General features: G+C 45.6%; 18 protein-coding genes and 2 pseudogenes. 7 read left to right on the top strand and 13 right to left on the bottom strand.

Annotation, left to right across the window (positions count from 1 at the left end):
- Positions 1 to 582, bottom strand: coding sequence for a class I SAM-dependent DNA methyltransferase (locus tag RJD38_RS18435; RefSeq protein WP_065546045.1), 582 nt, complete (start codon positions 580 to 582; stop codon positions 1 to 3).
- Between the two features lie 136 nt (positions 583 to 718).
- Between RJD38_RS18435 and RJD38_RS18430 the strand changes: the two genes are divergently transcribed.
- The 4 genes from RJD38_RS18430 to RJD38_RS18415 all read left to right on the top strand — a co-directional run bounded on the left by RJD38_RS18430 (position 719) and on the right by RJD38_RS18415 (position 5,048).
- Positions 719 to 1,597 carry a LysR family transcriptional regulator gene (locus RJD38_RS18430; RefSeq protein ID WP_005594473.1) on the top strand — a complete coding sequence of 293 codons (879 nt, stop codon included), beginning with the start codon at positions 719 to 721 and terminating at the stop codon, positions 1,595 to 1,597.
- Between the two features lie 237 nt (positions 1,598 to 1,834).
- Complete coding sequence (locus RJD38_RS18425; protein ID WP_065546044.1) at positions 1,835 to 2,728, top strand: cation diffusion facilitator family transporter; 894 nt, start codon at positions 1,835 to 1,837, stop codon at positions 2,726 to 2,728.
- A gap of 224 nt (positions 2,729 to 2,952) precedes the next feature.
- Positions 2,953 to 4,566 (top strand): response regulator, encoded by a 1,614-nt coding sequence (locus RJD38_RS18420; protein WP_040757870.1) that lies wholly within the window; start codon positions 2,953 to 2,955, stop codon positions 4,564 to 4,566.
- Between the two features lie 281 nt (positions 4,567 to 4,847).
- Positions 4,848 to 5,048 carry a hypothetical protein gene (locus RJD38_RS18415; protein ID WP_005594470.1) on the top strand — a complete coding sequence of 67 codons (201 nt, stop codon included), beginning with the start codon at positions 4,848 to 4,850 and terminating at the stop codon, positions 5,046 to 5,048.
- A 109-nt stretch (positions 5,049 to 5,157) separates the two neighbouring features.
- Here RJD38_RS18415 and RJD38_RS18410 read toward each other — a convergent pair whose 3' ends face one another.
- The 5 genes and pseudogenes from RJD38_RS18410 to RJD38_RS18390 form a co-directional block, all read right to left on the bottom strand.
- The gene (locus RJD38_RS18410; protein WP_065546043.1) at positions 5,158 to 6,438 is read right to left on the bottom strand and encodes a glycosyltransferase; all 1,281 of its coding nucleotides are present in this window, start codon (positions 6,436 to 6,438) and stop codon (positions 5,158 to 5,160) included.
- Positions 6,439 to 6,575: 137 nt separating this feature from the next.
- Complete coding sequence (locus tag RJD38_RS18405; protein ID WP_231893192.1) at positions 6,576 to 7,292, bottom strand: family 16 glycosylhydrolase; 717 nt, start codon at positions 7,290 to 7,292, stop codon at positions 6,576 to 6,578.
- Between the two features lie 165 nt (positions 7,293 to 7,457).
- The gene (locus RJD38_RS18400) at positions 7,458 to 8,444 is read right to left on the bottom strand and encodes a hypothetical protein (RefSeq protein ID WP_065546041.1); all 987 of its coding nucleotides are present in this window, start codon (positions 8,442 to 8,444) and stop codon (positions 7,458 to 7,460) included.
- Entirely contained in the window at positions 8,441 to 9,823 is a 1,383-nt protein-coding gene (locus RJD38_RS18395; protein ID WP_065546040.1) for a DUF3131 domain-containing protein, read from the bottom strand. The genes RJD38_RS18400 and RJD38_RS18395 overlap by 4 nt, the downstream gene beginning before the upstream one ends.
- Positions 9,824 to 9,834: 11 nt before the next feature.
- Positions 9,835 to 10,644, bottom strand: a pseudogene (locus tag RJD38_RS18390) (DUF3131 domain-containing protein); the annotation flags it as partial.
- A 108-nt stretch (positions 10,645 to 10,752) separates the two neighbouring features.
- Between RJD38_RS18390 and RJD38_RS18385 the strand changes: the two are divergent.
- Positions 10,753 to 11,961 carry an IS4 family transposase gene (locus tag RJD38_RS18385; protein WP_032073033.1) on the top strand — a complete coding sequence of 403 codons (1,209 nt, stop codon included), beginning with the start codon at positions 10,753 to 10,755 and terminating at the stop codon, positions 11,959 to 11,961.
- A gap of 12 nt (positions 11,962 to 11,973) precedes the next feature.
- Here the strand turns inward: RJD38_RS18385 and RJD38_RS18380 are convergent.
- From RJD38_RS18380 to RJD38_RS18350, 7 genes and pseudogenes are all read right to left on the bottom strand, one after another.
- Positions 11,974 to 12,573 (bottom strand): annotated as a pseudogene (locus RJD38_RS18380) (DUF3131 domain-containing protein); the annotation flags it as partial.
- Between the two features lie 20 nt (positions 12,574 to 12,593).
- Positions 12,594 to 13,913 (bottom strand): DUF3131 domain-containing protein, encoded by a 1,320-nt coding sequence (locus RJD38_RS18375; protein WP_005594463.1) that lies wholly within the window; start codon positions 13,911 to 13,913, stop codon positions 12,594 to 12,596.
- A complete protein-coding gene (locus RJD38_RS18370) occupies positions 13,903 to 15,762 on the bottom strand; it encodes a glycosyltransferase (RefSeq protein ID WP_065546038.1) in 1,860 nt (619 codons plus the stop codon). The genes RJD38_RS18375 and RJD38_RS18370 overlap by 11 nt, the downstream gene beginning before the upstream one ends.
- Positions 15,763 to 15,811: 49 nt before the next feature.
- On the bottom strand, positions 15,812 to 16,291 hold the full coding sequence (locus RJD38_RS18365) for an ATP-binding protein (protein ID WP_065546037.1): 480 nt from the start codon (positions 16,289 to 16,291) through the stop codon (positions 15,812 to 15,814).
- Between the two features lie 20 nt (positions 16,292 to 16,311).
- Complete coding sequence (locus tag RJD38_RS18360) at positions 16,312 to 17,433, bottom strand: sugar phosphate nucleotidyltransferase (protein WP_065546036.1); 1,122 nt, start codon at positions 17,431 to 17,433, stop codon at positions 16,312 to 16,314.
- Positions 17,434 to 17,441: 8 nt separating this feature from the next.
- Positions 17,442 to 17,774, bottom strand: a complete 333-nt coding sequence (locus RJD38_RS18355; protein WP_040757869.1) for an STAS domain-containing protein — start codon at positions 17,772 to 17,774, stop codon at positions 17,442 to 17,444.
- On the bottom strand, positions 17,726 to 18,979 hold the full coding sequence (locus RJD38_RS18350) for a SpoIIE family protein phosphatase (protein WP_065546035.1): 1,254 nt from the start codon (positions 18,977 to 18,979) through the stop codon (positions 17,726 to 17,728). The genes RJD38_RS18355 and RJD38_RS18350 overlap by 49 nt, the downstream gene beginning before the upstream one ends.
- 195 nt (positions 18,980 to 19,174) lie before the next feature.
- Here RJD38_RS18350 and RJD38_RS18345 point away from each other — a divergent pair, with 195 nt between their 5' ends.
- Both RJD38_RS18345 and RJD38_RS18340 read left to right on the top strand, forming a co-directional pair.
- Positions 19,175 to 20,197 (top strand): hypothetical protein, encoded by a 1,023-nt coding sequence (locus tag RJD38_RS18345; protein ID WP_065546034.1) that lies wholly within the window; start codon positions 19,175 to 19,177, stop codon positions 20,195 to 20,197.
- Between the two features lie 138 nt (positions 20,198 to 20,335).
- Positions 20,336 to 24,871, top strand: coding sequence for a beta strand repeat-containing protein (locus RJD38_RS18340; RefSeq protein WP_065546033.1), 4,536 nt, complete (start codon positions 20,336 to 20,338; stop codon positions 24,869 to 24,871).
- Positions 24,872 to 24,991: the final 120 nt, after the last annotated feature.

The raw sequence follows: 24,991 nt of genomic DNA, 5'->3' as shown, positions 1-24,991 counted from the left end.
CTATTTCGTGGCGATGACCATCAACACTTTGAGGTTGCCCTGTTCGGTTGCAATCTCAAATGATGTTGAGGTTTGCACATCACTAAAGCCTACCCCGGTCAAAACACGCTCAGCACGCGCCGCGCTCATCGCTTGAGGTTCGCTTTCATCGTTGGCTAACCAATCCCATTGAACGAATTGGCCGCCTTTTTCAAGCAAGCTATAAATAATGTCAGACACATCGGCATAATTTGGAATGAGTCCACAAACCGATGAAGCCACCACTAAATCAAATTGGTTACGGAACGCAGGGTGCATTGCCACTAACCCACGAGTCAACATATCAACCACTGGCTCAACGTTATCCAATGCTTTTTTATCCAACTGCTCGATCATCCCTTCCGAGCCGTCAAGTGCAACAATATCTTTAACCAATGGTGATATTTTTTGCGTAAGCAACCCAGTGCCACAGCCAAAATCTAATACATGTTTGTTGGTTAAATCTACCGTCTTAGTTAGAGAAGAAAATGCATTCTCAGCATAAGTGATTGCTGCTGTATCGCTGTCCCACGTGTTCGCACATTCATCCCAATTGATCGCCATTGTGGTCTCCTTAAAACTGCTTTCACCGCAAAGGTAAGTGTATTCCTCATTATACGCCACCCCTTTTTAAGTGGAAACAGACATTTGGCGCAAATTAAATTACCATAGTGATCAAAATTAAAGAAAAGCGACGCATATGAACTTATCGCAAATCGAAGCGTTTTGTATCGTTGCCGATACGGGGTCTGTCTCGGAAGCGGCGCGACAATTAGATTGCAACCGAACCAAACTCAGTATGTCGATTAAGGCATTAGAGAAAGAGCTCGCCACTGCGCTGTTTATTCGCTCGGGTAATCACCTCTCGATGTCTGAAGCGGGTAAAGCGATTTATAAAGATTGCCAAAACTTATTGGTGACTGAGTCTCGTATTCGACAAACCTGTGTTCAAGCCAGTGGTGAATTTAACGCCGAAGTTTGGATAGCGCGTGATGACTCGCTACCTGACGAGTTATGGCAAGATCTTGCTCACCGATTGAATAAACGCTTTCCCGCCACTTCATTTAACATGGTTCTGGCTTCATCGGGTGATTTGGCCAACTTAGTCGTCACTGGGCAAGTCGATTTTGCCTTTGGTGTCGATTACGAGCGAATCAACGACCCGCATATTACCTCCCAGCCATTGGGTAAAATTCGTATGATGTCGGTATGTAATGCCGCTCATCCTCTTGCCAAGCTGCGCCGCGTTTCTGACAGTGAATTGCGTAATAACATGCAGGCAGTGATGGTTTATCTCAATGAGAAAGACAACCCAGAATTGCAACCTTTGGCGCTGCAACACATCGGCTTCTCAAGCTTTGACTACATCCTCAACTCAATTTTGACCGAAGGTGCTTGGGGTGTGCTGCCTGAGCCATTGATTCGCCATCACCTCCGCCAGCAAGATCTTGCGGTGATTAAGCATACTTATGGTTTGACGCAGGAAGACTACTGTATGTTTTCACTCGTCAGCATGAAAGAACATCCGGGTATGACTTGGATTGCCGACAAACTCAACGAATACCTATTTGATTTCTAGTGCTTTTTACTCAAATTTCAGTTCGAATTAGTGGCGATTGATATTTTTTATCGTGACAAAAGACGAAAAATCACTCAGCGCCAATAATATTGACAGCAAGATAAGTCGATAAGCATTTGTTTTTAATTAACTTTATTATTTTCACCATTAACTCCTCTAATCTCTTCTCGACAATGAGTTTGTCAAAATGGTTAAAAATCTCAAAAATAGAAGGACGTTCTAAGGAGAATTTCAACCATGTGTGCCCAAACAAGCTTAAATGAAAAGCGAATCTTAACTTTCTCAGCCCTTTTAGCATCAGGGTTTGCAGCAAGCGGACTCGTGCTTGGCCTCATAATGGGTTCGCTTGTTATCGTCTTCGACGGTGTCTATTCACTGGTTAGTTTACTGCTAACATTATTGTCACTCGCCGCATCACGTTATATTAGTCGCCCATCGCAAGGTGAGTTCCAATTTGGTAAAGCGGTCATTGAACCAATTGTGATTGCCATCAAAGGCCTAGTGATTCTTACCATTGTAGGTTACTCACTCTATTCAGCTGTGATGTCAGTTATGACCGGTGGCCGTGAAGTGAACGCTTCCATTGCTGCATTATTTGGCATTGTTAACATTATCGGCTGTGGTTATGGTTGGTGGTATATCGCCAATAAATCGAAGCGTTTTTCTTCGGGATTGATTCACGCCGAAACCAAACAATGGCAGATGGATACTTTGCTAAGCGTTGCGGTAACACTCGGTTTTGTGGTCGCATTTTTATTGACGCTAACACCTTATGCGCATCTTAACGTCTACGCTGACCCGATGATGATGATCTTAATGTCATTTTACTTTATTAAAGTGCCTTATGAGATGCTAAAGCAAGCAATGAAAGAGCTGCTATTAATGACACCAAGTGATGATATTCACAATGCCGTTGATATTGAAGTCAATAAGATCGACCAGCAGTTCTCGCAACATATTGAGCTAGCGGGCGTTGCCAAAGTAGGACAAGAACTTTGGGTAAATATCGATGTTCATACCGATAACAAACATCTTGAATTGGCGGAAATAGAAAAAGCGAAACGTCTATTGAAAGATAAGCTTTCCCCGCTAAAACTCGATTTACAGCTCACCATGAATGTGGCGCACTAAGTCATACCTATTTTGCTGATGCCGAAACTCGGTATGTACACGATAGAACCGTAATTAATTCAAGCCCCCGAAAGAGCACCCCGAGTGCTCTTTTTTGTACGTGAATGAAAAGAAAAGGTAAATTAATCATTTAGATAGTTATCAAATGGCAAATATGAAACCCGTGGACTAATATCTAATTAAGGAAAGGATACCTAATTACATACCAAGCTTGGGAGGCGCTCTTGAGAAAGGTCAATACTAGCTTTTTAAAAGATATGCGCGTGCTGATCGTCGACGATTCCAGTACCGCCTTACTCTTGATCAAGCAACAACTCATCGCGCTTGGCGTCAATCATGAGCAAATCATCACTGTTGAACGCTATCAAAATGCCATTAAAGCAATAGAGACTCATCAATTTGATGTGCTCATTCTTGATTATCATCTCGAACAACATCTTACTGGTTACGAGTTAGCAATGTTGCTCTATCGGAACCGATTAATTAGTGACACTACCGGTGTGTTGATGATCTCCGGTGATGCACGGCAAGAGACGGTACTGACGGCCCTTTCAGGCAAAGTGCGGCACTTCGTCACCAAACCACTCAGTAATACCTCTTTGGCTGAAAAGCTCAGTGTAATAAACCACGAGACCCAAAAACTGGTACAAATCAGCCAAGCAATTGTTGCCGGTGAATCCTTATCTGCCAATGACCTGTTTGAAATGATTAATCGCTCAGGCTTTAACATTAGCTTAGAAGCATATTTGCTCGAACATTGGATGAGCAAAAATAAATGGGCGCTGATTGATGCCTACATCACGATATCCTCTACCCAATGCCATGCTTCTAAGATGTGTGCAATGGCATACCTACTACATCGTGACAACAATACGCATCAAGCGATTGAAGAACTGCACTTATTTTTGACCGAAAACCCGCTTTCTATTCGGGTAATGGATACCCTTTCACAACTCTACGCAGAGTCGAATCAGCTTAGCAACGCGGCATTGTGGGCAAATAAAGCCTTCGAACTGACGCCAAGTATTGGTGAACGCGCTTCTAAGGCCAGTCAACTGACCGCTTTGGCTAACAAGCGAAATCAATTGATCAAAGTCGGTCAAACCTACGCGAGGCACATGTCGCTAGCCGATATCAATTGGTTAAAAAGTGTTATTCAACATTTTCAATCACTAGAAAATGTTTATCAGTTAACGGAAAGTACGACCGCGAAAACCGAAGTTCTGCACCACGCGAATAAGTTCGTCCAACTGGCGAGTCGCAAACTCACACCAAAACGGGTCCAACAACTGGTGGCTTTGCATTTGCTGTTCCAATGTCACGTTTTGATCGATGAGAATAACGATGCCCTTGGACATAAAAAGCTCATGCAATCTATCGCCACTTTCTATGATGAGTTGTTCGAGTGTCCCCCGATTCTATTGATGGAGTTTTTACCTGCACTGGCGCTGCTTGGAGAGCATGATATTCATACCGCACTGATCAATGTTCTTAAAGCACGTGGCGCCAATACCCAACAACTGGGCCTATCGCAAAATTCATTCTCAGTGAATGCCACCCCAGCGGAGCAGTGTCAATCACAAGATCAGCGACTCATCAGCCAAGCGTTTTTGCAGCAATTTCCCCATTCGAGTCAGGCAAAAATACATTACTTACATGCTTATAGCCAAAGTGCCAATCTGGCTGATGCCACTCAAATTAGCCGCCTTATTTCAGAACTAACGACACTTGATCTGCCACCAAACTGGCACAACTGGGTGATTACTGGCAAGCAGCATGGATTTTCGCTCACTCCCCCAGCCGCTTTTTCGCTTTCAAGCTTGAATAATAGGATGTAAGAGAAGCGAGAAGCGAGAAGCGAGAAGCGAGAAGCGAGAAGCGAGAAGCGAGAAGCGAGAAGCGAGAAGCGAGAAGCGAGAAGCGAGAAGCGAGAAGCGAGAAGCGAGAAGCGAGAAGCGAGAAGCGAGAAGATTATAGGTATTAATAAGGATGTATAGTCTAGATTTAAGATGTATTAAGTTGGACGCGACGACCCGCTAGATAGAGACAAAATCCGTCGCGAGAGAAATTAAACAAGGCTTAGCCTTGCTCCTAAATAGCCATTGCTAAGGAGATTGATATGGATGAAGACACAAAACGGATAATGTACCAAACCATCGATTCACTCTCTCTTGGGGAGCGACAACAGCTTATCGCCTATTTGGAAGCCAGCAGGCAGCGACATCGTGTTTGTGATATCGTCACCCAAGAAGAACTCGATATGCTTTATGCGACCTCACTCGATATAGAAGCACAAAGTAAGCGCAACAAGAATCGATAACAAATACAAAGCCTCTCATGCGCCCCTCATTGTCGAACATCAAATCGGTCGGTTTTTTAGCCAACTGATTTGATGATTGATGTTCACAAAAAACCTTTCTGACTGACCATTAGGCGCCTTGAGCATGCAGGGATTTAGCCGCAACAATCCAGTTTCTCACTGATTGAGGTGACATCACCTTCGGGTTACCGAGATCCGCATCAGCAACGCCTGCGAGTTCAGGCGGTAAAACATCGATCAGAAGTTCGAGATCTTTATGAGAGTCGATTTCTTTGATAAAGACCTCCGCCATATCTTCACTGTATGACACTTTACGCGCTTTAGCGGCCTTAACTAAACCATTCAGCAGCACGTACCATGTTGTCATTGGGCCTTGAACTATAGAAGCAGATTCAGCGGCAGAGTCGATAAAAGCAAACGGAACGGTGGTGATCGGTTGATTCATTTCCATTGCAGCAAAAATCCAATCCGTATCGAATGAAAAGTCGTAGACGGTTGGCTTTTGCAGGATTTTTTCTAACACCGGGCGACTATAGAACTTAAATGCAGCCTGAGTGTCTTTGATCCCTTGATCAAAAATTTGTGCTCCAATCATACGCTGCATGTGACGCAACGTCTTGATACCGACCCCCCAACGCTCTTCCTGTTTCACTAGAATAGAATCAGAATGCTTTCGATTACCTAACACGACTTGCTTCGCTTGATTTGCATAAGGCTCTAAAATAAGACCAAGTTGCCCCAAATGCACTGAGTTGTCCGCATCCGTGTAAACCACACCATCAACCCCGGCAGAGAGCGCATATTCACAACCGAGTATTATTGCACCGCCCTTACGTGAGTCGTCAACGCAATCCAAACCATTAAGCGGGCCGGATTTACTTGGGATCGCCATTGAAAGCTGCAGCACTTTAACCTGTTCATTTACCTCTCTTGCCTGTTGATGGGCAATACGCTTGGCAATATGAGCACTATCATGGGGACAGCCATCGTCGACGGCATAGAGCTGCCATTGTACTTGTGAGCCTTGTGTTACCCACTGCAATTGATGGATCTTCATCCGCAATGAATCTTCACCATTTGGGTTGGCTCTGCTTCTCGGCTGCAGACGGTTATGCTCACCCCACATGGCGAAGACGACACCCACTTTAACAGGTTTGTTCAGCGCCAATATTTTCTGGCGTGATTCCACCAGTTTTAGCGCCAATTGAAACTCTAGAGGAGCATGATGTTGGATAGCGAGGTGTTTGAGTTGCGGCAACTGTAAATCTTCTAAGCCGAGAAGATTATCAGCAAGATTGAGTAAGCGAAGTTGATGTGAGTTATCGGTAAGATCAAAATCTACGCTTGCTTGATGCATAAGATCAAGCGCATGCGACAATGATGTATCCATACTGTTACCCCAGACTGACGTTGTGTATTTAATTGTTGTCTTTAAAAGGTAGTATGCATGGTGTTGAATACAAGCTAATGGCGCGATTTTCCTTAACTTTGCAAATCAGCGTGATTGATATGAGCTTCTCTCATACTCTATTTACATTGGCTATCAGGCGTAAACGAAAAATTACGATATTTTGCTTTATAAGTTGTACGTTTTTCTTGATTAAATAGCCCTGCCCAGTTGGCAATTTCCGGATCGGTAGCCCAAACATTGGCCATAATTCGCAATCTTGAATGCTCAACATTTGGTAGCGGATCAAAAGGATTGTTTTTCACTTTGAGTACCGATTCACCATCAATAAACCATTCAAGGGAATTCTCTCCCCAATAGATTCCATAGCGATGAAACTCTTTCGAGGCATCAAAGTTGAGAAATACCAAGGTTTCATGCGTATTCGCATATTCATCATCATCAGTCCAAAAATTAAATTGAACCATGTTGGTGTTACTGCCCAAAAACTCAATATCTATTTCATTATGTAATCCATTACCATCTTCAGGTTTATCATAGGGTCCTGAAAATAAGAAAAAAGAGGTCACGACACCAGCGGCTTTAATCGGACGCATTTCAATTTCATAACAACCATAGCTGTAATAATCGTGGCTTCTTAATTCACCAGAATAGAAAGTTCGCTGTCCAAGTTCGTTAAGTTTTTTGTCCGGAGTTAATGCAATCGTCATCCCACGCTTACCAAACGATATCGCTTTACCTTCCCAGCGGTTTAAAAAAGGGAAACCATTTTCCCAACCATCTGCCACCCACCATTTAGTAGAATCAAAGTTTTCAAGATCATCTTGAAATGTCATCGCATTAACTTTTAGAGGAAGAAATGCCAAGGGCATCATCGCGGTACACACAATTAGCGAATGAGTAAGGTTGGACATAGGCTAGCACTGCATCTTGATTTATATTCACTTAAGCGTAATTCAAAATGTGATCTTTGCACGGTTCTCTTTATAAGAAATTGCTGTTCACTCCGTTGAAGGTGCAAAACTACGCCGTTGAGATGCCTCAACGCCTTTACTACTTTCAGAACCCAAATTGCCACGCGAAATAAGCTTCTCTTCACTCTTTGACTCTGTCTGTGAAGAGGCTTGCTGATCCGCCTTAATCGTTTTAGTCACATGATCGCGTTCAATAATGTCGCCTTCAACGACGATTGGAGTAACAATGGTGACCGGCTGTTGCTCCGTTTTCGGCTGTATATTTTGCTCGCCAGTGTCATTCGTATTATTTGCGACTATCGGTGTAACGCGTGGGGCGGAGGTTTTGGCGGATTGGGTTTGTTTAAGACTCGTATTGACGTTCGTCTGGATAACTTTTTTACCTCTAAAAGTACCGTTCAACTGCAACGGTTTTTTGGGCGAATACTGGCGCAATTGAGATCCATTTGAACGGTTGTCACCAGATACCGAAGCTGATGGTTTAGTGGCCTGTTGAGCCAAGCCAGAAGACGGCGAACGATAAGAGAAATAGTCGAGCTTCTCTTGCCAAACCTCAACGAGAGAAAAAAGCTCTAGCCAAGTATTGTCGATTGAAGCGCCCGTATCTCCGGGAGCCATGTTAACCTGTAAACGTGTTGTAGCTTGCTCAAACTCCTGATGCAACTGACTTTGTAGCTGGCTCCAACTGCCTCCAGACATTAGAAAATAACGCACGCTATTCGACCAATATTGATACGCAATGGGATTATTACTTTTTTCCGCTGCAATCGCAGCGAGTCCTTCTGCCAATCCTGCTACTTGCCACATCCCCTGCGCACCTAATTGTTTTTCTAAGGTTAACACCGCCGTACTCTGGGCATGGAAACTTTCAGACGCCTGAGAATAACGACCTTTACCTAATAACAACGTTGGTGTCACTAAGGCGTCAATGGCCGATTTATGCAAGGTATCTTGAGCAAGAACGGAACCCAGAGGTAAATAGAACAATAGAAGAAATAACGTTATTTTTTTCATCGGAAAGTCTCAACTAAACAGTTGCCAGGGTGATCAAATCGCGAATTAAACTTCACATCCCGATACTCTTTATCTGTACTACGCTGATACAACTTACCTCGCTGCTTATACAGTAAGGCCTCTAACACCCCTGCGTTGGTTTTTAAACTTAGGCTTTTTTCATACGCACTGGTCAGCTCGAAACGGCCCTCATACCAACCTCGTTGCGGATCATAAAGTTCCTTAACTAGAGTCATTAATCGGTCTGTATAATCTGTTTTCCACAGCGCCCACATTTGAAATGCAACTCGTGTCGAGACCAATGCCAAGTGATCATGAGAAGAACCATCGTCTGCTAGCGTAATCCAAGGCGTGCCAAGGCCATAAATCGCATCGTAGACAAAATAAGGTTCTCCAGAGACAACATGCTCACCGCGTGCAGTGTAAATACGTTCGTTATCCCAACGCTTTTCTTGTACTTGATATACGGCATCAGCCATTGCCGATAGTGTTTGATTGGTATGAGTCGCATCACTCGAAGAGTCATCGCCAATATCATCCCAGTTGAACTCCAACCCCATCCACAAGTAAGGGGTGGTATAAACCGGACGTAATACATTGAAAAAACGTGGATCGCGGCCGTCAAAAATCAGATCTACACCATAAATGCTGGCCACATCATAAGGTTCAATGTTGATCGCTTTCTCCGGTACGATATGCCAGTCGATATAGCCATAAGAGGTATATTCTTCTACCCCCAAACGCCCTTCTTTATAACGGCTGATCTGACCATTATTGACCACCGCGCCATACAATTCACCATCGGCACTGATCAACTCACAAAAATTCCACCGTAGTACTGCTTTATCAATATATTCCGAAAACTCGGGGGAGTGGCGCTTCACAATCGCCAACACAATCAATATTCGGCCAATATCAAGCGACGACCAGCCAATATCTTGTGGTTGATTACCATAGTTAACCATTTGGCCAGTTTGAGTGCTGTAGACTTTATTTGGCACTTTACCCTGACTGAGCGGCATCCGATTTAAAAATGCCAGTACCAGCGATAGACGCTCGTCATATTCTTTATTGCTGATAAAAGCGAACTCTCTCGCCGCTAAAAGTGCAATCAGATAGTCGGCAACCCCCGACATATTAGTAGTCGGATAGTTATCTAAACTATTCACTAGCCCTGTGGACAATTGAGTGTTGTTATTGACGTATTTCCACGCTATCGCCGCCCAGGCAAGCTCCTCTTCCGTCAACGCACCATGGCGACCTTGGCGTACCATTTGCGAATGATTAAGCGCAGTAAACCCATCATTCACGCCTTGATAAACCACTCCGCAGGCTGACAGGATTACCATCAGTGCTAATACGACTACATTCTTTAGCATTGAGCGCCTCGCTACTGTACAGGCTCTATTTTTTTACGGGGTAAACATTGCCCTTCGTAACCAAATGGCGACTCTAGCGCTCGCTCCCACAAACTGGGGGCGACATCATCTTGATACTTAAGAAGCTTCCCCTGCTTCTTATAGAGTAAGATTTCTAAAGTGATGCCGTTATTGTTTGAGGTAAAGGTATTGATTAACCCAGTACCGTTTTCATAAATGCCTTCATAAAAGCCTTTTTCACGATCATAAGCCGTCGAGACATGTTTAAACAGTAAGTCGGTATATTCGGTGTCCCATAACACCCACATCCCCATCGCCCCTTTGATCGCGACAGCAGAAAACTGTGGCAGAAAATCGCCCACTTCCGAGATAGTGTTCCAGGCAAAACCATCGGTATAAATCGTGTCATAAACGAAATATGGCGCCCCCGCTAACTGATGCTCGGTACGCGCAGTGATAATCCCGGTCTGCTTGTAGCGCTCTTCTTGTACACGATAGATTTGCAAAGCAAATTCGGCCATCCACTGATGAGAGTATGAATTATCGTGTTCTGAGCGATCATCGACGGTATCCCAGCCCAACTCGATGCCATCCAACACATAGCTTTCAGTGACAACGTAACTATGCGCTTTGAGCTTTCTAGGATCTCGGGTGTCATACGGCACATCATATCCAAACAGATTAATGGTGGAATACGGCTCTGGGAGTAGAGCTTGTTCAACGTTAAAGCCCCACAACTGGAAACCTTTCGCCGCATATTCTTCGTAACCTAATCGGCCCTCTTGCAAATACTGCACCTCTTTACCGGGTTCGAGCAATGCACTGAGGAATCCCCTAATGATTTTGATAAAAATCATAAATTTAAGGTAGATGCACATCTTGTCATGTGATCAAATGGTTCTGAGAAAAATCAATAACCAGACAACAAGATGTGCGAACTCGATATTTTACACGACTCTCTTTACCAATTCTGCCCTGAATTGCACTTAAAACGACTCAACAGTTTAACGCTGGCTTGCCACGCATTACTTGAATGTAAAACGCTCACTCTTACCGAACTTGGTCGTAACCTGCCAACGAAAGCCAGAACAAAACATAACATCAAACGAATCGACAGATTGTTAGGTAATCGTCACTTGCACAAAGAGCGACTCGCTGTATACCGTTGGCATGCCAGCTTTATCTGTTCAGGTAATTCGATGCCCATTGTTCTTGTTGACTGGTCTGATATTCGTGAGCAAAAACGGCTTATGGTATTGCGGGCTTCGGTGGCACTACATGGTCGTTCTATTACTCTTTATGAGAAAGCCTTTCCGCTTTCAGAGCAATGTTCAAAGAAGGCTCATGACCAATTTCTAGCCGACCTTGCAAGCATTCTACCGAGTAACACTACACCGCTCATTGTCAGTGATGCTGGCTTTAAAGTGCCATGGTATAAATCCGTTGAAAAGCTAGGTTGGTACTGGTTAAGTCGAGTCAGAGGGAAAGTGCAATATGCAGATTTAGGTGCGGAAAACTGGCAACCTATCAGCAACTTACATAGCATATCCTCAAGTCGCTCAAAGACTTTAGGCTATAAGAGGTTGACTAAGAGCAACCCAATTTCATGTCAAATTGCACTGTATAAATCACGTCCTAAAGGCCGAAAAAATCAGCGTTCGACACGGACTAATTGTCATCATCCGTCACCTAAAATCTACTCCGCTTCGACAAAAGAACCATGGGTTTTAGCGACTAACTTGCCCGTTGAAATCCGAACACCAAAGCAACTTGTTAGGCTCTACTCGAAGCGTATGCAAATTGAAGAAACCTTCCGAGACTTGAAAAGCCCAGCCTACGGTTTAGGCCTCCGTCATAGCCGAACTAGCAGCTCAGAGCGCTTTGATATCATGCTGCTAATCGCCCTAATGCTTCAACTGACATTTTGGCTTGCTGGAGTTCATGGTCAGAAACAAGGTTGGGATAAGCACTTCCAAGCTAACACTGTCAAAAATCGAAATGTACTCTCAACAGTGCGCTTAGGGATGGAAGTTTTGCGGCATTCTGGCTACACAATAACGAGGGAAGACTTGCTCGCGGCTGCAACCCTGCTTGCTCAAAATCTATTCAAACATGGTTGTGCTTTGGGGAAATTATGAGGGGATCCCTCAGAGCAATGCACCGAACATGGTGCCATTTTCGTCGATAATGTTACAAAAGTTCCATCTCAACACCACAGAATCAATACTGGTAGCAAATTCTGGGTAACGGTGCTTAATGATGTGCAACCAAATCATTAGACGACCAAGATCGAGAGCCGAATAACCAATCTCTCCCGGTTGGTTGCCATAATCCACTTTGGCGGCAGTCTGAGTATTGTAGGCTTTATTAGGTAGCTCACCTCGAAAGAGATCGAGCTTATTCAAGGTGCCAAGAAAACGAGTTAGTCTTGAATCGAGCTCCTCTTTTTTGATGATGCCCAGCTCATAAGCACTGACCATACCAGCCAAATAAGAAGACGCATCCCACCACGTCACTGAGGGATAGTTATTTACCGCATTGACTAATCCCGTTGATTCTTGGTAATTATTCTCGAAATACTTCCAAGCAATTCTCGCCATGTCCATTTCTTGCTCAGTGAGTTCGCCAGAGCGAGGCTGAGGAACATCCCAATGGGATTTACGCTCAACTATGTCATCCGAAAACTGGTTGTACTTATTACCACAACCTATCAAGGCAAGCGTCACTAGACCAATACAGATACTGCGCATAATCTCTTCCTTAATAATGATTACTTTTCGCCTATGGTGAGCAGCGGGCCATTTTCGATATACGCTAGCGACTCCAATACAATGCCGTTGGTGTTAGCTGTAATTGCCTTATTCGTTCGTCCATCAGCCTCATAACGCCCTGAATACCAGCCTTTTTTATTGGAATAAAGCTCACCCGCTTCGGTGATCAATAGATCGGTGTAGTCCGATTCATACAAGGCGTACCAACCAAACGCAGCTTTGGTTGATAATGTTTTAAGGTGTGATTGGTCTTTGCCGTCATCGGAAATGGCATTCCATGTTTTACCATTCGAAAAGACCGTGTTGTAAACGAAATACGGTGCTTGGTCGACGTTATCTTCACTGACTGCGGTGACAATGCCAGTATCGTTGTAGCGGCGCTCTTGGGCTTGGTAAATTCGGTGTGCAAATATTCTCGAGACACTATCTGCGCCAAATTCAATACCATCGAGAATGTAAGACTCACTCACAACGTAGTTATGCGCGTGAAACTCTGCCGGATCACGTTTATCAGTTGGAATATCAATACCGTACACATCAACCATCTGCAAAAAATCTATATACTTCATTGAATTGAATACATCTCGCCCCATCAAAGCCAACGATTTCGAGGCGTACTCTTCGTAACCAATTCGCCCTTCTTGCACCAGCTCCATACGGCCATCTTTTGCTGCAGGACGTGCACCAAACAGGTAACCATCAATCAGCATATCGCTGACACTCCAATGGTTTAATACATCGTTAACCTGTTTGTTAAACTGCGGGTACTGCCAAATCACAATGTTCATCGGCACCAAAATACGACCGATATCAATCGCCGACCAACCTATACCGTTTTCTTTCGGGTTGTTTTCGTAATCCACCATCTCAAGGGTTTGGGTGTTATAAGCTTTATTCGGCAGCTTTCCGTTTACCAGCGGTAATCGCGATAAGGTAATCAAAGCTTTTTCCATGCGCATACTGAACATATCAGTTGAAATCACATTCAACTTTTCCGCCGCAATTAATCCCATTAAATAAGAAGCGGTATCCCACATCGTGGTTGACGGATAACCATCCACTGAATTCACCAGCCCGGTATTCTCTTGATAGTTATTTTCAAAATATTGCCAAGCAATACTGGCCCATTGATACTCTTGAGTCGTCAGCACTCGATTCTGCTTGAGCGGGATCTCTTCTGCAGCTTCAAAGGTGATATTGCCAAGCACTTGTCCGTCTTCTCGCGTCTCAATACTGAACGCAATCACAAGTGCTGTGGTTAGGCCTAAAATGAACACGATATGATGACGAGCATTCACTAACGCTTGTTTAAACTTCATATTTCAACTCCTCTGAATTGGTCGCCGTCTGCTGATCTTCATCTGTATTCGGTGGTGTCCAAAATGCGGCTGCCATTACGCCCCACATCGCCATCATGTTATTAATTATCCAAAACGTATTTAGCACTAAACCACCAAAGGAATAACTTCCCCACATGCCTGTTGAGTAACCTGTCCATGCGAATGCCAGTGCAAACAGACTAAGGAAAAATACCATGCTTTGGGGTAAAACCAGTTTGAAGAAATTGCCGGTTTGGCGCTCTTTCGGCGTGGTTGGGAAGGTGATTTTCCGTCCGCGCAACACGGTCCATAACGCTCGTAAATTAACCGGAAAAAAGGAGAGGAAATTTGTCTTACCTTTGTAGCCTGCGACACCCCAAGTACCAACCATCATGGCAAGTTCAGCAGTCAAAACAAACGGAAGGAAATGCATATAGAAAGTCACGTCATAAGCACTAACAGGGGCAATCGAGGTTAGGAAGTAGACGATTGGACAGGCTAAGAAAATGATATTCCAGATCGCAGATAAGTTTGACCAAAAACTGGCGCCATACATCAGCTTTTGCTTGAAGTTAAGACCCTTACGAAAAATTGGATTGTCGTTCATAAAGATATCAATCGAACCGCCAGAGTATTTGAAGCGTTGTACCGTCCATGTTTGGAGATCTTGTGGCGACAACATTTTACTCTCAACCCGAGGATGCATTACCGAACGCCATTGACGCTCTTGATCAGAGTGCAACACGATTGAGGTATAAAGGTCTTCCGAAACGTGGAATTTATAAGGCGTAAATTCGGTATCAAACAATATTTCGTTACGCAGGTTATCGGAAATATCTTTATCGACCTCACGCTCTTTGGTCAACCGGCGAATTTGGCGCTCTACTTCATCCTGCTCATTAGTAATTTGTTCTGCATACGCTCGTAATGCCGCTTCCATAACCGCCTCACGACGGTGGATCGAGCCCGCACCACAGCAAAAGGCCGCATTTGCCCAGTTTCTACGACGCTGAATGACGTCATAAAACATTTGAGGGTCATTAACAAAAGGATCTTCACCGAGCGTGACTGGGCCATACAGTTTTTCAAACCCTGCACCAAAATAGGCAGCCCACTTACCCATTTTGCGTTGCAAGAACTTCGGCAGGCGCTCACCTTCTGGTAGGTCAAAAAACCACTGTGGTGTCTGCACCCACGCGACATTCGGGTCACGAAAGTAGCCCAACGTGTTCTCTAAAATAGTGGGAAATGGTCGCGTGTCGGCGTCGCAAATGACCACAAAATCACCGTACGTTTGCTCCATGGCATTGCGCAGATTGCCCGCTTTAAAGCCAATATTCCCCTCTCGCGTGATGTAGCCAATGCCCATACTCTCGGCCATCGCTTTCATCTCAGGACGATTACCATCATCAAGAATATAAATGTTGATTTCGATTGGATGGGGATAGCGAACCTTTTGTGCATCCAAGATGCTTAATTTGACCAGTTCAGGTTCTTCATCGTAACTAGGAAAGAACACATCGACACTGATCGGCCTGTTTTCCTCTGTGTCTCTAACACATTCAGCTATTTTGAAAGGAGGAGCTTTAGATGGCTCATCTTTTACTTTCCACAAATTATAAGTAAATAGGACTGAGCCGATGAATGCACAAGATTCCGCGAATGCAAGTGGGAGCGAAAACCATAATGCATCGTAGTTTAATGCAAAGCTCCAGCGCCACCATAAATACCAAAGGCCAAGCGTCAAGTTACAAGTCGCTAAATATTGGTACAACAACTCACGCGGTATGCTATGAGGCACGGGTTCTGGCGGAACACGGTGTTCAAAATGTTTAAAATAGTGATCCATCCTGGCACTCCCTATCCAATTCAGTGTTAGCAAACGATGTCATGCTGGACTATACGGCGAGCGCTTGTTCCTCTAACGCTTTCACCATTAAAAAGGTATTTTTGGTTTGTTCAGAAGTGAGCTCTACCTTATCCATAAGACTTGAGACGATGATAAAACCTCGTCCCGATGTCGCCCATGTGGTTTCATCTTCCGGATCGGGTTCGAGAAACTCATTAGCCAATTTTCGTTCCAGTTCCTGTTGTGGCATCAAACTGCCGAAATCGGAAATCTTCATCAACAATACAGATTGAGAATCATCGGTTCGAATTTCACACTGCAATTCAATCGGCTGTCCTTCCTGCTCTTTATAAGCATGAATAAACGCGTTATTCACCATTTCCACCACACACAACTCCAGTTGAGCGGCGAGTTCATTAGAGATTCCAACTCGGGTGCAAAAGTGTTGCAGGTCTTCAGATGCTTCGCGAGAAGCATCTAATGAGCTTGAGTAAGTACTGCCAAAATGCCTGCACTGGCGATTGGTCATCCTTTTCTCCTTTGTGAGAGTTAAATCGATTTGAATGCGTCCGATACGCGATCTTTTGGTCCAGAACGCAGATGGTTCCACTGCAAGTCTTCACATGGCTTACCATCATGGCCAATACAGTAATTGCCAAAGATGGTTTGCTGTTTCACTTGCGTGCCTTGATGAACGTGAATATTGTCGAAAATCAGCGACTCTTGAACCTGACAATCAGCTTCAAGGATGCAGTTCGCCCCGACGAGCGCCGGTCCGATAATATTGGCCTCATTTGAAATTTTGCAACCACTGCCAATCACAGCCGGTGGGACTATATTGCATTTATCCAAATCAACGACGGTATTAATCCCTAACCAAACACCCGCTTTAACTTGTGTACCCGGAATGCGATAACCTGGAACTTTGCCATCGAGAATGTCGCGGGTTACGCCCCAAATGTCGCTAATATTGCCAACATCCAACCATTGGAAAGGCATATCGACCGAATAAAATGGTACATGCTGCTCAACCAAAAGAGGAAAGAGATCACTACCAATATCGAACTCTTCTCCATGGGGGATATAGTCGAATATCGCTGGTTCAAAGATATAAATCCCAGTATTGATCTGATTAGAAAGCGCTTCTTCTTTGGCTGGTTTCTCTTGGAAACTGGTGACTTGACCGCGACTATCCGTCACGACTACACCGTATTTTTCCACTTCGTCATCGAGAACGTTTTTACTAATAATGGTCGCGATACCACCCTTCTTTTTGTGTTTTTGTACCGCTTCATTTAAGTCAAGATCGATCCATGCATCTCCGCATACCACGACAAATGTTTCATCGAAAAAGCCGGAAAACTCTTGGATCTTTTTCATTCCCCCAGCAGAACCGAGCGCTTTACTGCGATATTCTCCCTCTTTTAACTCGCCTTCGTATGAATACGAAAGTTGGACGCCAAAGTGGTGACCATCACCAAAGTAGCCTTCAATTACCTCCGCAAGATGGCTGGTATTGATCATGATTTTACTGATGTTGTGCTGGGCAAATAGCTCAATCATCGATTCCATTACCGGTTTTCCTAAAATCGGGATCATCGGTTTTGGTATCGATTGAGTAATAGGACGCACACGTGTGCCCTTCCCTGCAGCAAGAATCATCCCTTTCATAATGCCTCCTACACCGAGGTAGTCAGTGCTGCATCAACGCTGTCGTAGGTTTTTATTAATCGGTCCATACGAGTAAGCTTGAAAAGATCTCGCACTGGTTTTTGTGGGTTCGCGACACTGATTTTTTTATCACGGAGTAACTTATACACGCCCATTACCGCGCCAAGACCACTGCTATCCATAAATCGAACTGCACCAATATCAAGAACCAGATGCGGACTCATTGTGTTCATCACGCTTTCAATTTCAGCTCGGAACTGAGGCGCCAATTTGGCGTCAAAGCGCTCTTCATTTATTTGAAGAATTGTGCAGTTTCCTTTTTCACTAATCTCATATCGCATTGATTTTCTCCTTCAATAAACCCCTTCCATTCCGCCACCAACACACTGACATCATCATCAAAGCACTCTTTGTTACGCCATTGCTGCACAGATTTCACTGCCATTTCGGTTTGTTGTTGGGTGGAATAATTATTCAATTTTTCGATTGTGTTGCGCAGACCATCTTCTGAAAACTGCTCTAGCCCGTTATCGGCTTCAGTAATGCCATCCGAGTAAAACCAAACTTTGTCACCCGGTTCAAGTTGGATGATCGAAGATTGGTAGTCCACATCCTCAAACGCACCAACGACAAAATTGTCATGACCAATCAACTCAGCCTGCCCATGCCTACCGTGATACCAGACCAAAGGGGGATGGCCGGCACAACAGTAGGACATGAGACCCGTTTGAGTATTTAATACGGCGTAAATCATGGTGAAATAGAGCACGTTTGTTTCACCACTCATGTAAATTTGATTCAGTTTTTCCACCACTTCTTCCGGTGAAGCGATCTCATTGCCATCAGCACCTGACCGCATCACCACCGAGGAACTCCCCGTCAATACCGACAAACTTTGCTGTACTGAGAACGACATCAATGCGGAAGAAACACCATGCCCAGCAACATCAAACAGATAAAAGGCAATGTGGTGAGGGTCGAGCTGCATGTAACCCAGCATATCTCCACCAATTTGGGCACTTGGGATCGAAACATAGCTTAATTCAGCGCACGGGAAGGTTTTGGTTTTCGGTAAGATTTGCTTGATTAAATCACCCGCCGAATCGAGGTCGCGCTTGATCGTCTCGTAGGCTTTATCAAGTTCATGGTTTTTCGCAAGTAAGTCGTTATGGAGATCAAGAGTACGAAAACCGGCTCGGATCCGCGCTTCAAGCTCTTCAACCGAGGTTTTTTTATCGACAAAGTCATCGGCACCAGCATCTATACCGCTGACTATCGATTGCTGATCGTTTTTGGAGGACAGCAGTACAAAGAAGATGTAACGGCCAAAGTTGTGACACTTTAAGGTTTGGCAAAGTTCGATGCCATTCATACCGGGCATCATCCAATCAGACAGGACAAATTGGATGCCATCTTGTTGATTAAGCACCTCTAAAGCGTCCTCACCACTCATCGCGGTGAAGACTTTATATCCCCGTTTCTGAAGGACCGAACTCATATAAATAAGAATGGTTCGGCTGTCATCCACCAGCAGAATTTCTTTCATTCCTAGCCTTAATATTTTCTATGTTCTGACGTTGATGCAGCTTCCTGCTGCCGTGTTCTTTGCGCGTGATGATACCTATTGTTTGGCTCTTAAATTCGCAAGCGCTATAACTTTAGGTTAGACTCAATTAGTAGCAATGCAAATAATTTCTTATGATTATCCTAAACTTATCTGCTCACTGCTTGTACTAACAATATGGAAGACGGTATTTTGCAAACAGGAAAAGTTGCCGCACAATTATTTTTTTTACTCAGTGGGCTAGTAATAAAACCTGCTTTGGCTGACGAGTACCTATCAAATACCAGCCAAATGGCGGTGAACCCATCACAACATGTCCTGACCGTCACACCGCCAGAGGATCTCTCATCACCAACAAAAAGCGACGTGGAGATTGAACGAGAAGAAATCTGGAATGGGGTAAGCAGTTCATTTGACTTCCCTTACGAAGAATGGCAATCACGCACTTTGCTGCAAGGGCTAAGTGGCAATATTGGCTACCACCACCCACTGGCTGAAACCGAATCCGCCAATCTCCCTGCGGGCGCAACCAATGGCCCAAGCAATAACAACACCACTGCCACACTCTCGTTGAAGTACACTATTGCTGGTGCCTGGTTTATTTCCGGTACCGCTTACTATTATTGGGACAGTGAACAACAACAAGCATGGAATCCTGACTTTACTTATGTCTTTGGCTATAGCGATTGGCGACCTTATACCTTTAGTTTGGTGTACTCCAACTATGGCGGTAACCGATTCTCTCCCGAGGAAGGCGGACGAGTGACTGAGTTCAACCAAGGAACATGGGCATTAGGCTGGAAGTTTCCAATAACGGGAATAGTGAAAGATTGGATAAGTTTTACCGAGCAAGGTGCGATTGGTTGTCAGGTAGATTTTAACCATACCCCCGAGTATTTCGATTTGGCCTCTATTTCTTATAAAAAGAATCACCAAACTCTTAGCCTTGGCTGCAAATATTCTATTTTCGGTAACTGGTACGTCAATGCGACTGCATTTTACTATTTTGACAGAGCACAACAGCAGCCTTGGAACCCCGATTATACCTATGGCTTTGGCTATTTTGACTGGCGGCCAGGCACTGTCACTTTGCAATATAACAATTATTCTGGCAATCGTTGGCACCCTTCTGAGCGAGGAGAGGATACCGGACGCTTCAAAGATGGCTCTATTACCCTTGCATATAGCTTCTCATTCTAATCACTGATTTTATTGGAAAATTAAACTTTCGTGGCAAATATTCTCTCGCCTACTAACCTAAATCTATAACCAAAAATATGAATCTGGTATCACACTTGCAATACCAAGGATTCAGGCTTAATGGCTAGGAGAAGGCTTATGGAAGGCACCAAACACGATGACCTTATTGTCGGTACATCCGGCGATGATTCTGTAAATAGTCGTTCGGGCAATGACGAAATCTCAACCTTAGCGGGAGACGATTTCATTGCTGCGGGCGAAGGGAGTGATACGGTCTTCGCCGGTGATGGGGCCGATACTGTTCTTGGCGATGTTGAGTACACACCAGCGGAAGAAAGCACGCCATCCAACAACGACGACTCGTGGGGAATGGCGGCCAGCGTCTATCAGTATAGTGCCGGCCCCATTGAACAAGTAAGCCATGAGTTAAAACTGAATAATTTTGCTGTCAATCAAGCAGTACAAACCTCCACTAATGCCGGAGGGTTTACCGAAAACTCACCCGTTACCGTGCAAATTACCGATGAACAAGGCAACCTCATCGCAACCCAATTGGCGACCACATCGGCAGACGGAACATTGAGTGTTGATATTAACATTGCAGAAACCGACCTACCTACTGATGGTGCTGTCGTATTAACTTTCATAGATGAACAAGGCGCGCCAATCGCTACCGTTAGCGACATAGACGTGCAAGTTCGCAATATCTATAACGATACGATTGATGGTGGCGCAGGTGACGACATCCTAAAAGGCCAACAAGGCAATGACACGCTTTATGGCGGCGAAGGCAACGATTTTATCGATGGCGATATTAATGATGACCTACTGCATGGCGGCCTTGGCGATGATGTTTTAATGGGTGGTTCTGGTGATGACTCGCTCTATGGTGACGAAGGTAACGACACCCTACTCGGCTCTGATGGCGATGATGCGTTATTTGGCGGTGACGGTGATGACCTATTAATGGGTGAAATCGGTGATGATCACCTTGAAGGCGGTGCCGGTAACGACGCACTTATCGGTGATGATGGCGCTGACACCCTACTTGGCGGCGAAGGCAACGATAGCTTACTCGGTGGGAAAGGCCGTGATCATCTTGAGGGCAATAGCGGAGATGATGAAATTCATGGCGACCAAGGTGAAGATACAATTATCGGTGGTGAAGGCAACGATTTTATTCTTGGTGGCGAAGGCGCTGACACCATCACCGGTGACGCTGGAGATGACCTCCTATTAGGCGGCGATGGGGACGACACTATCTCTGGCGGTACAGGTCAAGACGTACTCGTCGGAGAGCTGGGTAACGATCATCTTGAAGGCGGAGATAACCACGACATCCTCTACGGTGATGTGGGTGACGATACTCTCATTGGTGGGTTTGGTGACGACCAACTATATGGCGGTCAAGGCAACGATACGATTGATGGCGGCGATGGTAACGATGTCATCCATGCCAATGCGGGCATGGATACTATCACCACCGGTGCAGGCGCAGACCAAGTCTATGCGGGCTCAGGCGATGATCTGATTTCAACCGGTGATGGTAATGACACCGTTTTTGGTGAGACAGGCAACAACACCATTAATACAGGCAGCGGTGATGACATCATCTATACCGATACGGGAAACGACACCATTCTATCTGGTGATGGCGATGACACGCTTTATGCCGGCGATGGACAAAACACACTCAATACTGGCGCTGGTGGTGATCTCCTCTACGCAGGTAGTGGTGCAGATTCCATCCTGACCGGCTCAGGCCAAGATACGGTTTTTGCCGGTGACGGTAATAACACCATTGACTCTGGTGATGATGATGACTTTGTCTATTCTGGCAGTGGTGTCGATACCGTGAGCCTCGGTAGCGGTGATGATAAAGCCTTCACTGGTGCAGGTGATGACGCCATTTATGCGGGTGTGGGTAATGACCAAGTTTTCGCCGGTTCCGGCAACGATGTATTGCAAGGTGAACTAGGCAATAACGTACTATTTGGTGAAGGCGGTGATGACCACCTTAATGCCGGCCTCAATGCCAGTGAACTCTATGGCGGCTCTGGCCAAGATACGCTTGTCGGTTCAAATGAAAACGACACACTCTCTGGCGGTGCTGGCAATGACACCATCACCTCGGGCTTAGGCGACGACACTATTTTTGCAGGCTCTGGTGAAGACCAAATCGATTCTGGTACAGGTAATGATACCGTCTATGGTGAATCGGGTATCAACACCATCTCTACCGGTTTAGGGGATGACACTGTATATGGTGGTAGCGATGCCGACACGATCACCACAGAAGAAGGCAATGACAAAATCTACGCAGGTTCAGGCAACGATGATATTGATGCTGGTGCTGGCGATGACCACATTGATGCCGGTGATGGTGCCGATATCGTTAAAGGCGGTTCAGGCAATGATGCCCTCTTTGGCGGCGCAGGTAACGACGAACTGATTGGCGGCGAAGGATACGACTTTATTGCGGCGGGAGCAGGCGATGACATCGTTCACGACGACGGATTCGATACCGTTCTCGGTGAAGAAGGTAACGATACCCTCTACGCCGCCGAAATGGGTAGCCACCAGATTTATGGTGGGGATGGCGATGATACGCTAGTGGGAAGCGATGTTGCCGATACCCTCTATGGTGGCGCAGATGCCGACACCATTACTGGCGCGGGTGGCGACGATATTCTCTACGCGGGCGATGGTGCTGATAATGTTGATGCTGGTCTTGGCAATGATACGGTTTATGGCGAAGCTGGCCAAAACACAATTAACCTTGGTGAAGGTCAAGATACCCTCTATGGTGGTTTGGGCAGTGACACAGCCAGTGGGGGTCTTGGTGATGACACGCTTTACGGAGGCGCTGACAATGACCATTTAAGTGGCAACCAAGGACAAGATCTCATCGATTCTGGTGAAGGACATGACACCCTTTCAGGTGGTGACGACAACGACCTATTATTTGGTGGAGCCGGTAACGATACTTTGCACGGTGATGCCGGGGTTGACGAACTCTATTCGGGCTCTGGGAATGATCACTTATTCGGTGGCACAGGTAACGATAAACTGGTTGGTGAAAGTGGCACCAACACACTTTCTGGTGAGGATGGTGACGACACCCTCCTGGGCGGCAGCGGAGCCGATACCCTGCTTGGCGGCGTGGGTAATGACATTATCGAAGATGAATCTGATCATAACACCGTTCACGGTGGTGATGGACAAGATAGCATTACATTAAGCGGTGCAAATAACCTAATTTCCGGCGGCATCGGTGACGATTACATCGAAGTCACTGGTACGGGCTCAAACCAAATAGATGGTGGCGATGGCACTGACACCATCACAGCGTCCGGTGACAACAACACCATTGCTGGTGGACTTGGTAATGACCACATTCAACTGTCCGGTTCCGGTCTTAATCACATAGACGGTGGTGACGGAAACGACACCATTAGCGCCCAAGGCGGCGCCAATCAAATTGATGGTGACCAAGGTAACGATACTGTCACCGTCACGGGTGGCACCAACACCTTAACCGGGGGTGAAGGTGATGACAAACTGACAACCGGTTCTGGTGCAGATGAACTGCACGGCGACGCTGGCCAAGACACGCTGAATGCGGGCAGTGGTGCCGACCAACTGTTTGGTGGCGCTGATAACGACAAACTCTACGGTGGCTCTGGTGACGACATCCTACAAGGGGATGACGGCGATGACTCAATGTGGGGACAAAATGATCACGATACGCTCACTGGCGGGCTAGGTAATGACTACCTGTCTGGCGGCTCTGGCAATGACACCCTATATGGTAACGAAGGAAACGATACCCTACGCGGCGATTCAGGCAACGATATATTATGGGGCGGCACTGGTAGCGACAACCTCTCTGGTGGTGGTTCAGCCGACCTTCTCTTCGGTGAAGAAGGCAATGACACATTATCAGGGAATGGAGGAAACGACATGCTTTATGGTGAACAAGGCGATGATAAGCTTTCTGGCGGCAGCGGCGAGGACTATGTTTCGGGTGGCGAAGGTAACGATACCATTAACGGCAATGATAACGCTGATACACTTGACGGTGGCGAGGGTAATGACACCTTAGCGGGAGATGCAGGTGACGATACGCTCTATGGCCAAATGGGTAATGACCGCCTCGATGGTGGTGACGGTATCGACCAACTGTTCGGCGGTGCGGGCAACGACCAATTGGTGTTTGACTCGAATGAAATTGAAAGTGGCGAAGCCAATATGGTTCACTTTAGCGGAGGCGCTGATTTTGATGTCCTTCTCGTCGGGGATGATAACCAAAACCAGATGATCGATATGAGCCATAACACCTTCCAAGAGCTAGAGGGGATCAGTATCAACTCCAGCGATACCGAACTGTCCCTTGCACTAGATAAAATCGCTGCCAACCACACAGCAGGAGAAACATCAGGGCAATTTGTTTGTACCGGAGCCAGTAGCATTGACCTGTCTGGCTGGGGTTGGACGCTCACTGAGAGCCACGTCGAGATGAGTGATTCTATCGCCAGTATTTATCAAGCCAGCGATATTGATACCGGCTCACTTTACGGCTATCGATTTGAAAATGACTCCGGGCAAGAAGTGGTTATCTGGAGTGATCTCGATAGCAACGACATTAACTTCCCTGATTCGACCGAAGTGTAGCCCCAAAATTCAAGTTCACACCACTGCTTGGCCCACCTCGGTGGGCCTTTTTTCTCACTGCATGCTATCGAAATAATTAAGACGACCTCAGGGACGCCTTGCTGGTATGTTTATCGAGAT

This window comes from Vibrio scophthalmi, assembly GCF_040869025.1.
Lineage (GTDB): Bacteria > Pseudomonadota > Gammaproteobacteria > Enterobacterales > Vibrionaceae > Vibrio > Vibrio scophthalmi.
Note: the sequence above shows the minus strand (reverse complement) of the source record. Positions and strands in the feature narration are given on the sequence as shown.

Bases quoted from the DNA above. Each gene is read 5' to 3' on its own strand.
- RJD38_RS18385 (WP_032073033.1), top strand. From the start codon at position 10,753: ATGTGCGAACTCGATATTTTACACGACTCTCTTTACCAATTCTGCCCT.
- RJD38_RS18340 (WP_065546033.1), top strand. From the start codon at position 20,336: ATGGAAGGCACCAAACACGATGACCTTATTGTCGGTACATCCGGCGAT.
- RJD38_RS18365 (WP_065546037.1), bottom strand. From the start codon at position 16,291: ATGACCAATCGCCAGTGCAGGCATTTTGGCAGTACTTACTCAAGCTCA.
- RJD38_RS18370 (WP_065546038.1), bottom strand. From the start codon at position 15,762: ATGGATCACTATTTTAAACATTTTGAACACCGTGTTCCGCCAGAACCC.
- RJD38_RS18415 (WP_005594470.1), top strand. From the start codon at position 4,848: ATGGATGAAGACACAAAACGGATAATGTACCAAACCATCGATTCACTC.
- RJD38_RS18425 (WP_065546044.1), top strand. From the start codon at position 1,835: ATGTGTGCCCAAACAAGCTTAAATGAAAAGCGAATCTTAACTTTCTCA.
- RJD38_RS18360 (WP_065546036.1), bottom strand. From the start codon at position 17,433: ATGAAAGGGATGATTCTTGCTGCAGGGAAGGGCACACGTGTGCGTCCT.
- RJD38_RS18355 (WP_040757869.1), bottom strand. From the start codon at position 17,774: ATGCGATATGAGATTAGTGAAAAAGGAAACTGCACAATTCTTCAAATA.
- RJD38_RS18345 (WP_065546034.1), top strand. From the start codon at position 19,175: ATGGAAGACGGTATTTTGCAAACAGGAAAAGTTGCCGCACAATTATTT.
- RJD38_RS18395 (WP_065546040.1), bottom strand. From the start codon at position 9,823: ATGCTAAAGAATGTAGTCGTATTAGCACTGATGGTAATCCTGTCAGCC.
- RJD38_RS18400 (WP_065546041.1), bottom strand. From the start codon at position 8,444: ATGAAAAAAATAACGTTATTTCTTCTATTGTTCTATTTACCTCTGGGT.
- RJD38_RS18410 (WP_065546043.1), bottom strand. From the start codon at position 6,438: ATGGATACATCATTGTCGCATGCGCTTGATCTTATGCATCAAGCAAGC.
- RJD38_RS18430 (WP_005594473.1), top strand. From the start codon at position 719: ATGAACTTATCGCAAATCGAAGCGTTTTGTATCGTTGCCGATACGGGG.
- RJD38_RS18350 (WP_065546035.1), bottom strand. From the start codon at position 18,979: ATGAAAGAAATTCTGCTGGTGGATGACAGCCGAACCATTCTTATTTAT.
- RJD38_RS18405 (WP_231893192.1), bottom strand. From the start codon at position 7,292: ATGACATTTCAAGATGATCTTGAAAACTTTGATTCTACTAAATGGTGG.
- RJD38_RS18375 (WP_005594463.1), bottom strand. From the start codon at position 13,913: ATGAAGTTTAAACAAGCGTTAGTGAATGCTCGTCATCATATCGTGTTC.
- RJD38_RS18435 (WP_065546045.1), bottom strand. From the start codon at position 582: ATGGCGATCAATTGGGATGAATGTGCGAACACGTGGGACAGCGATACA.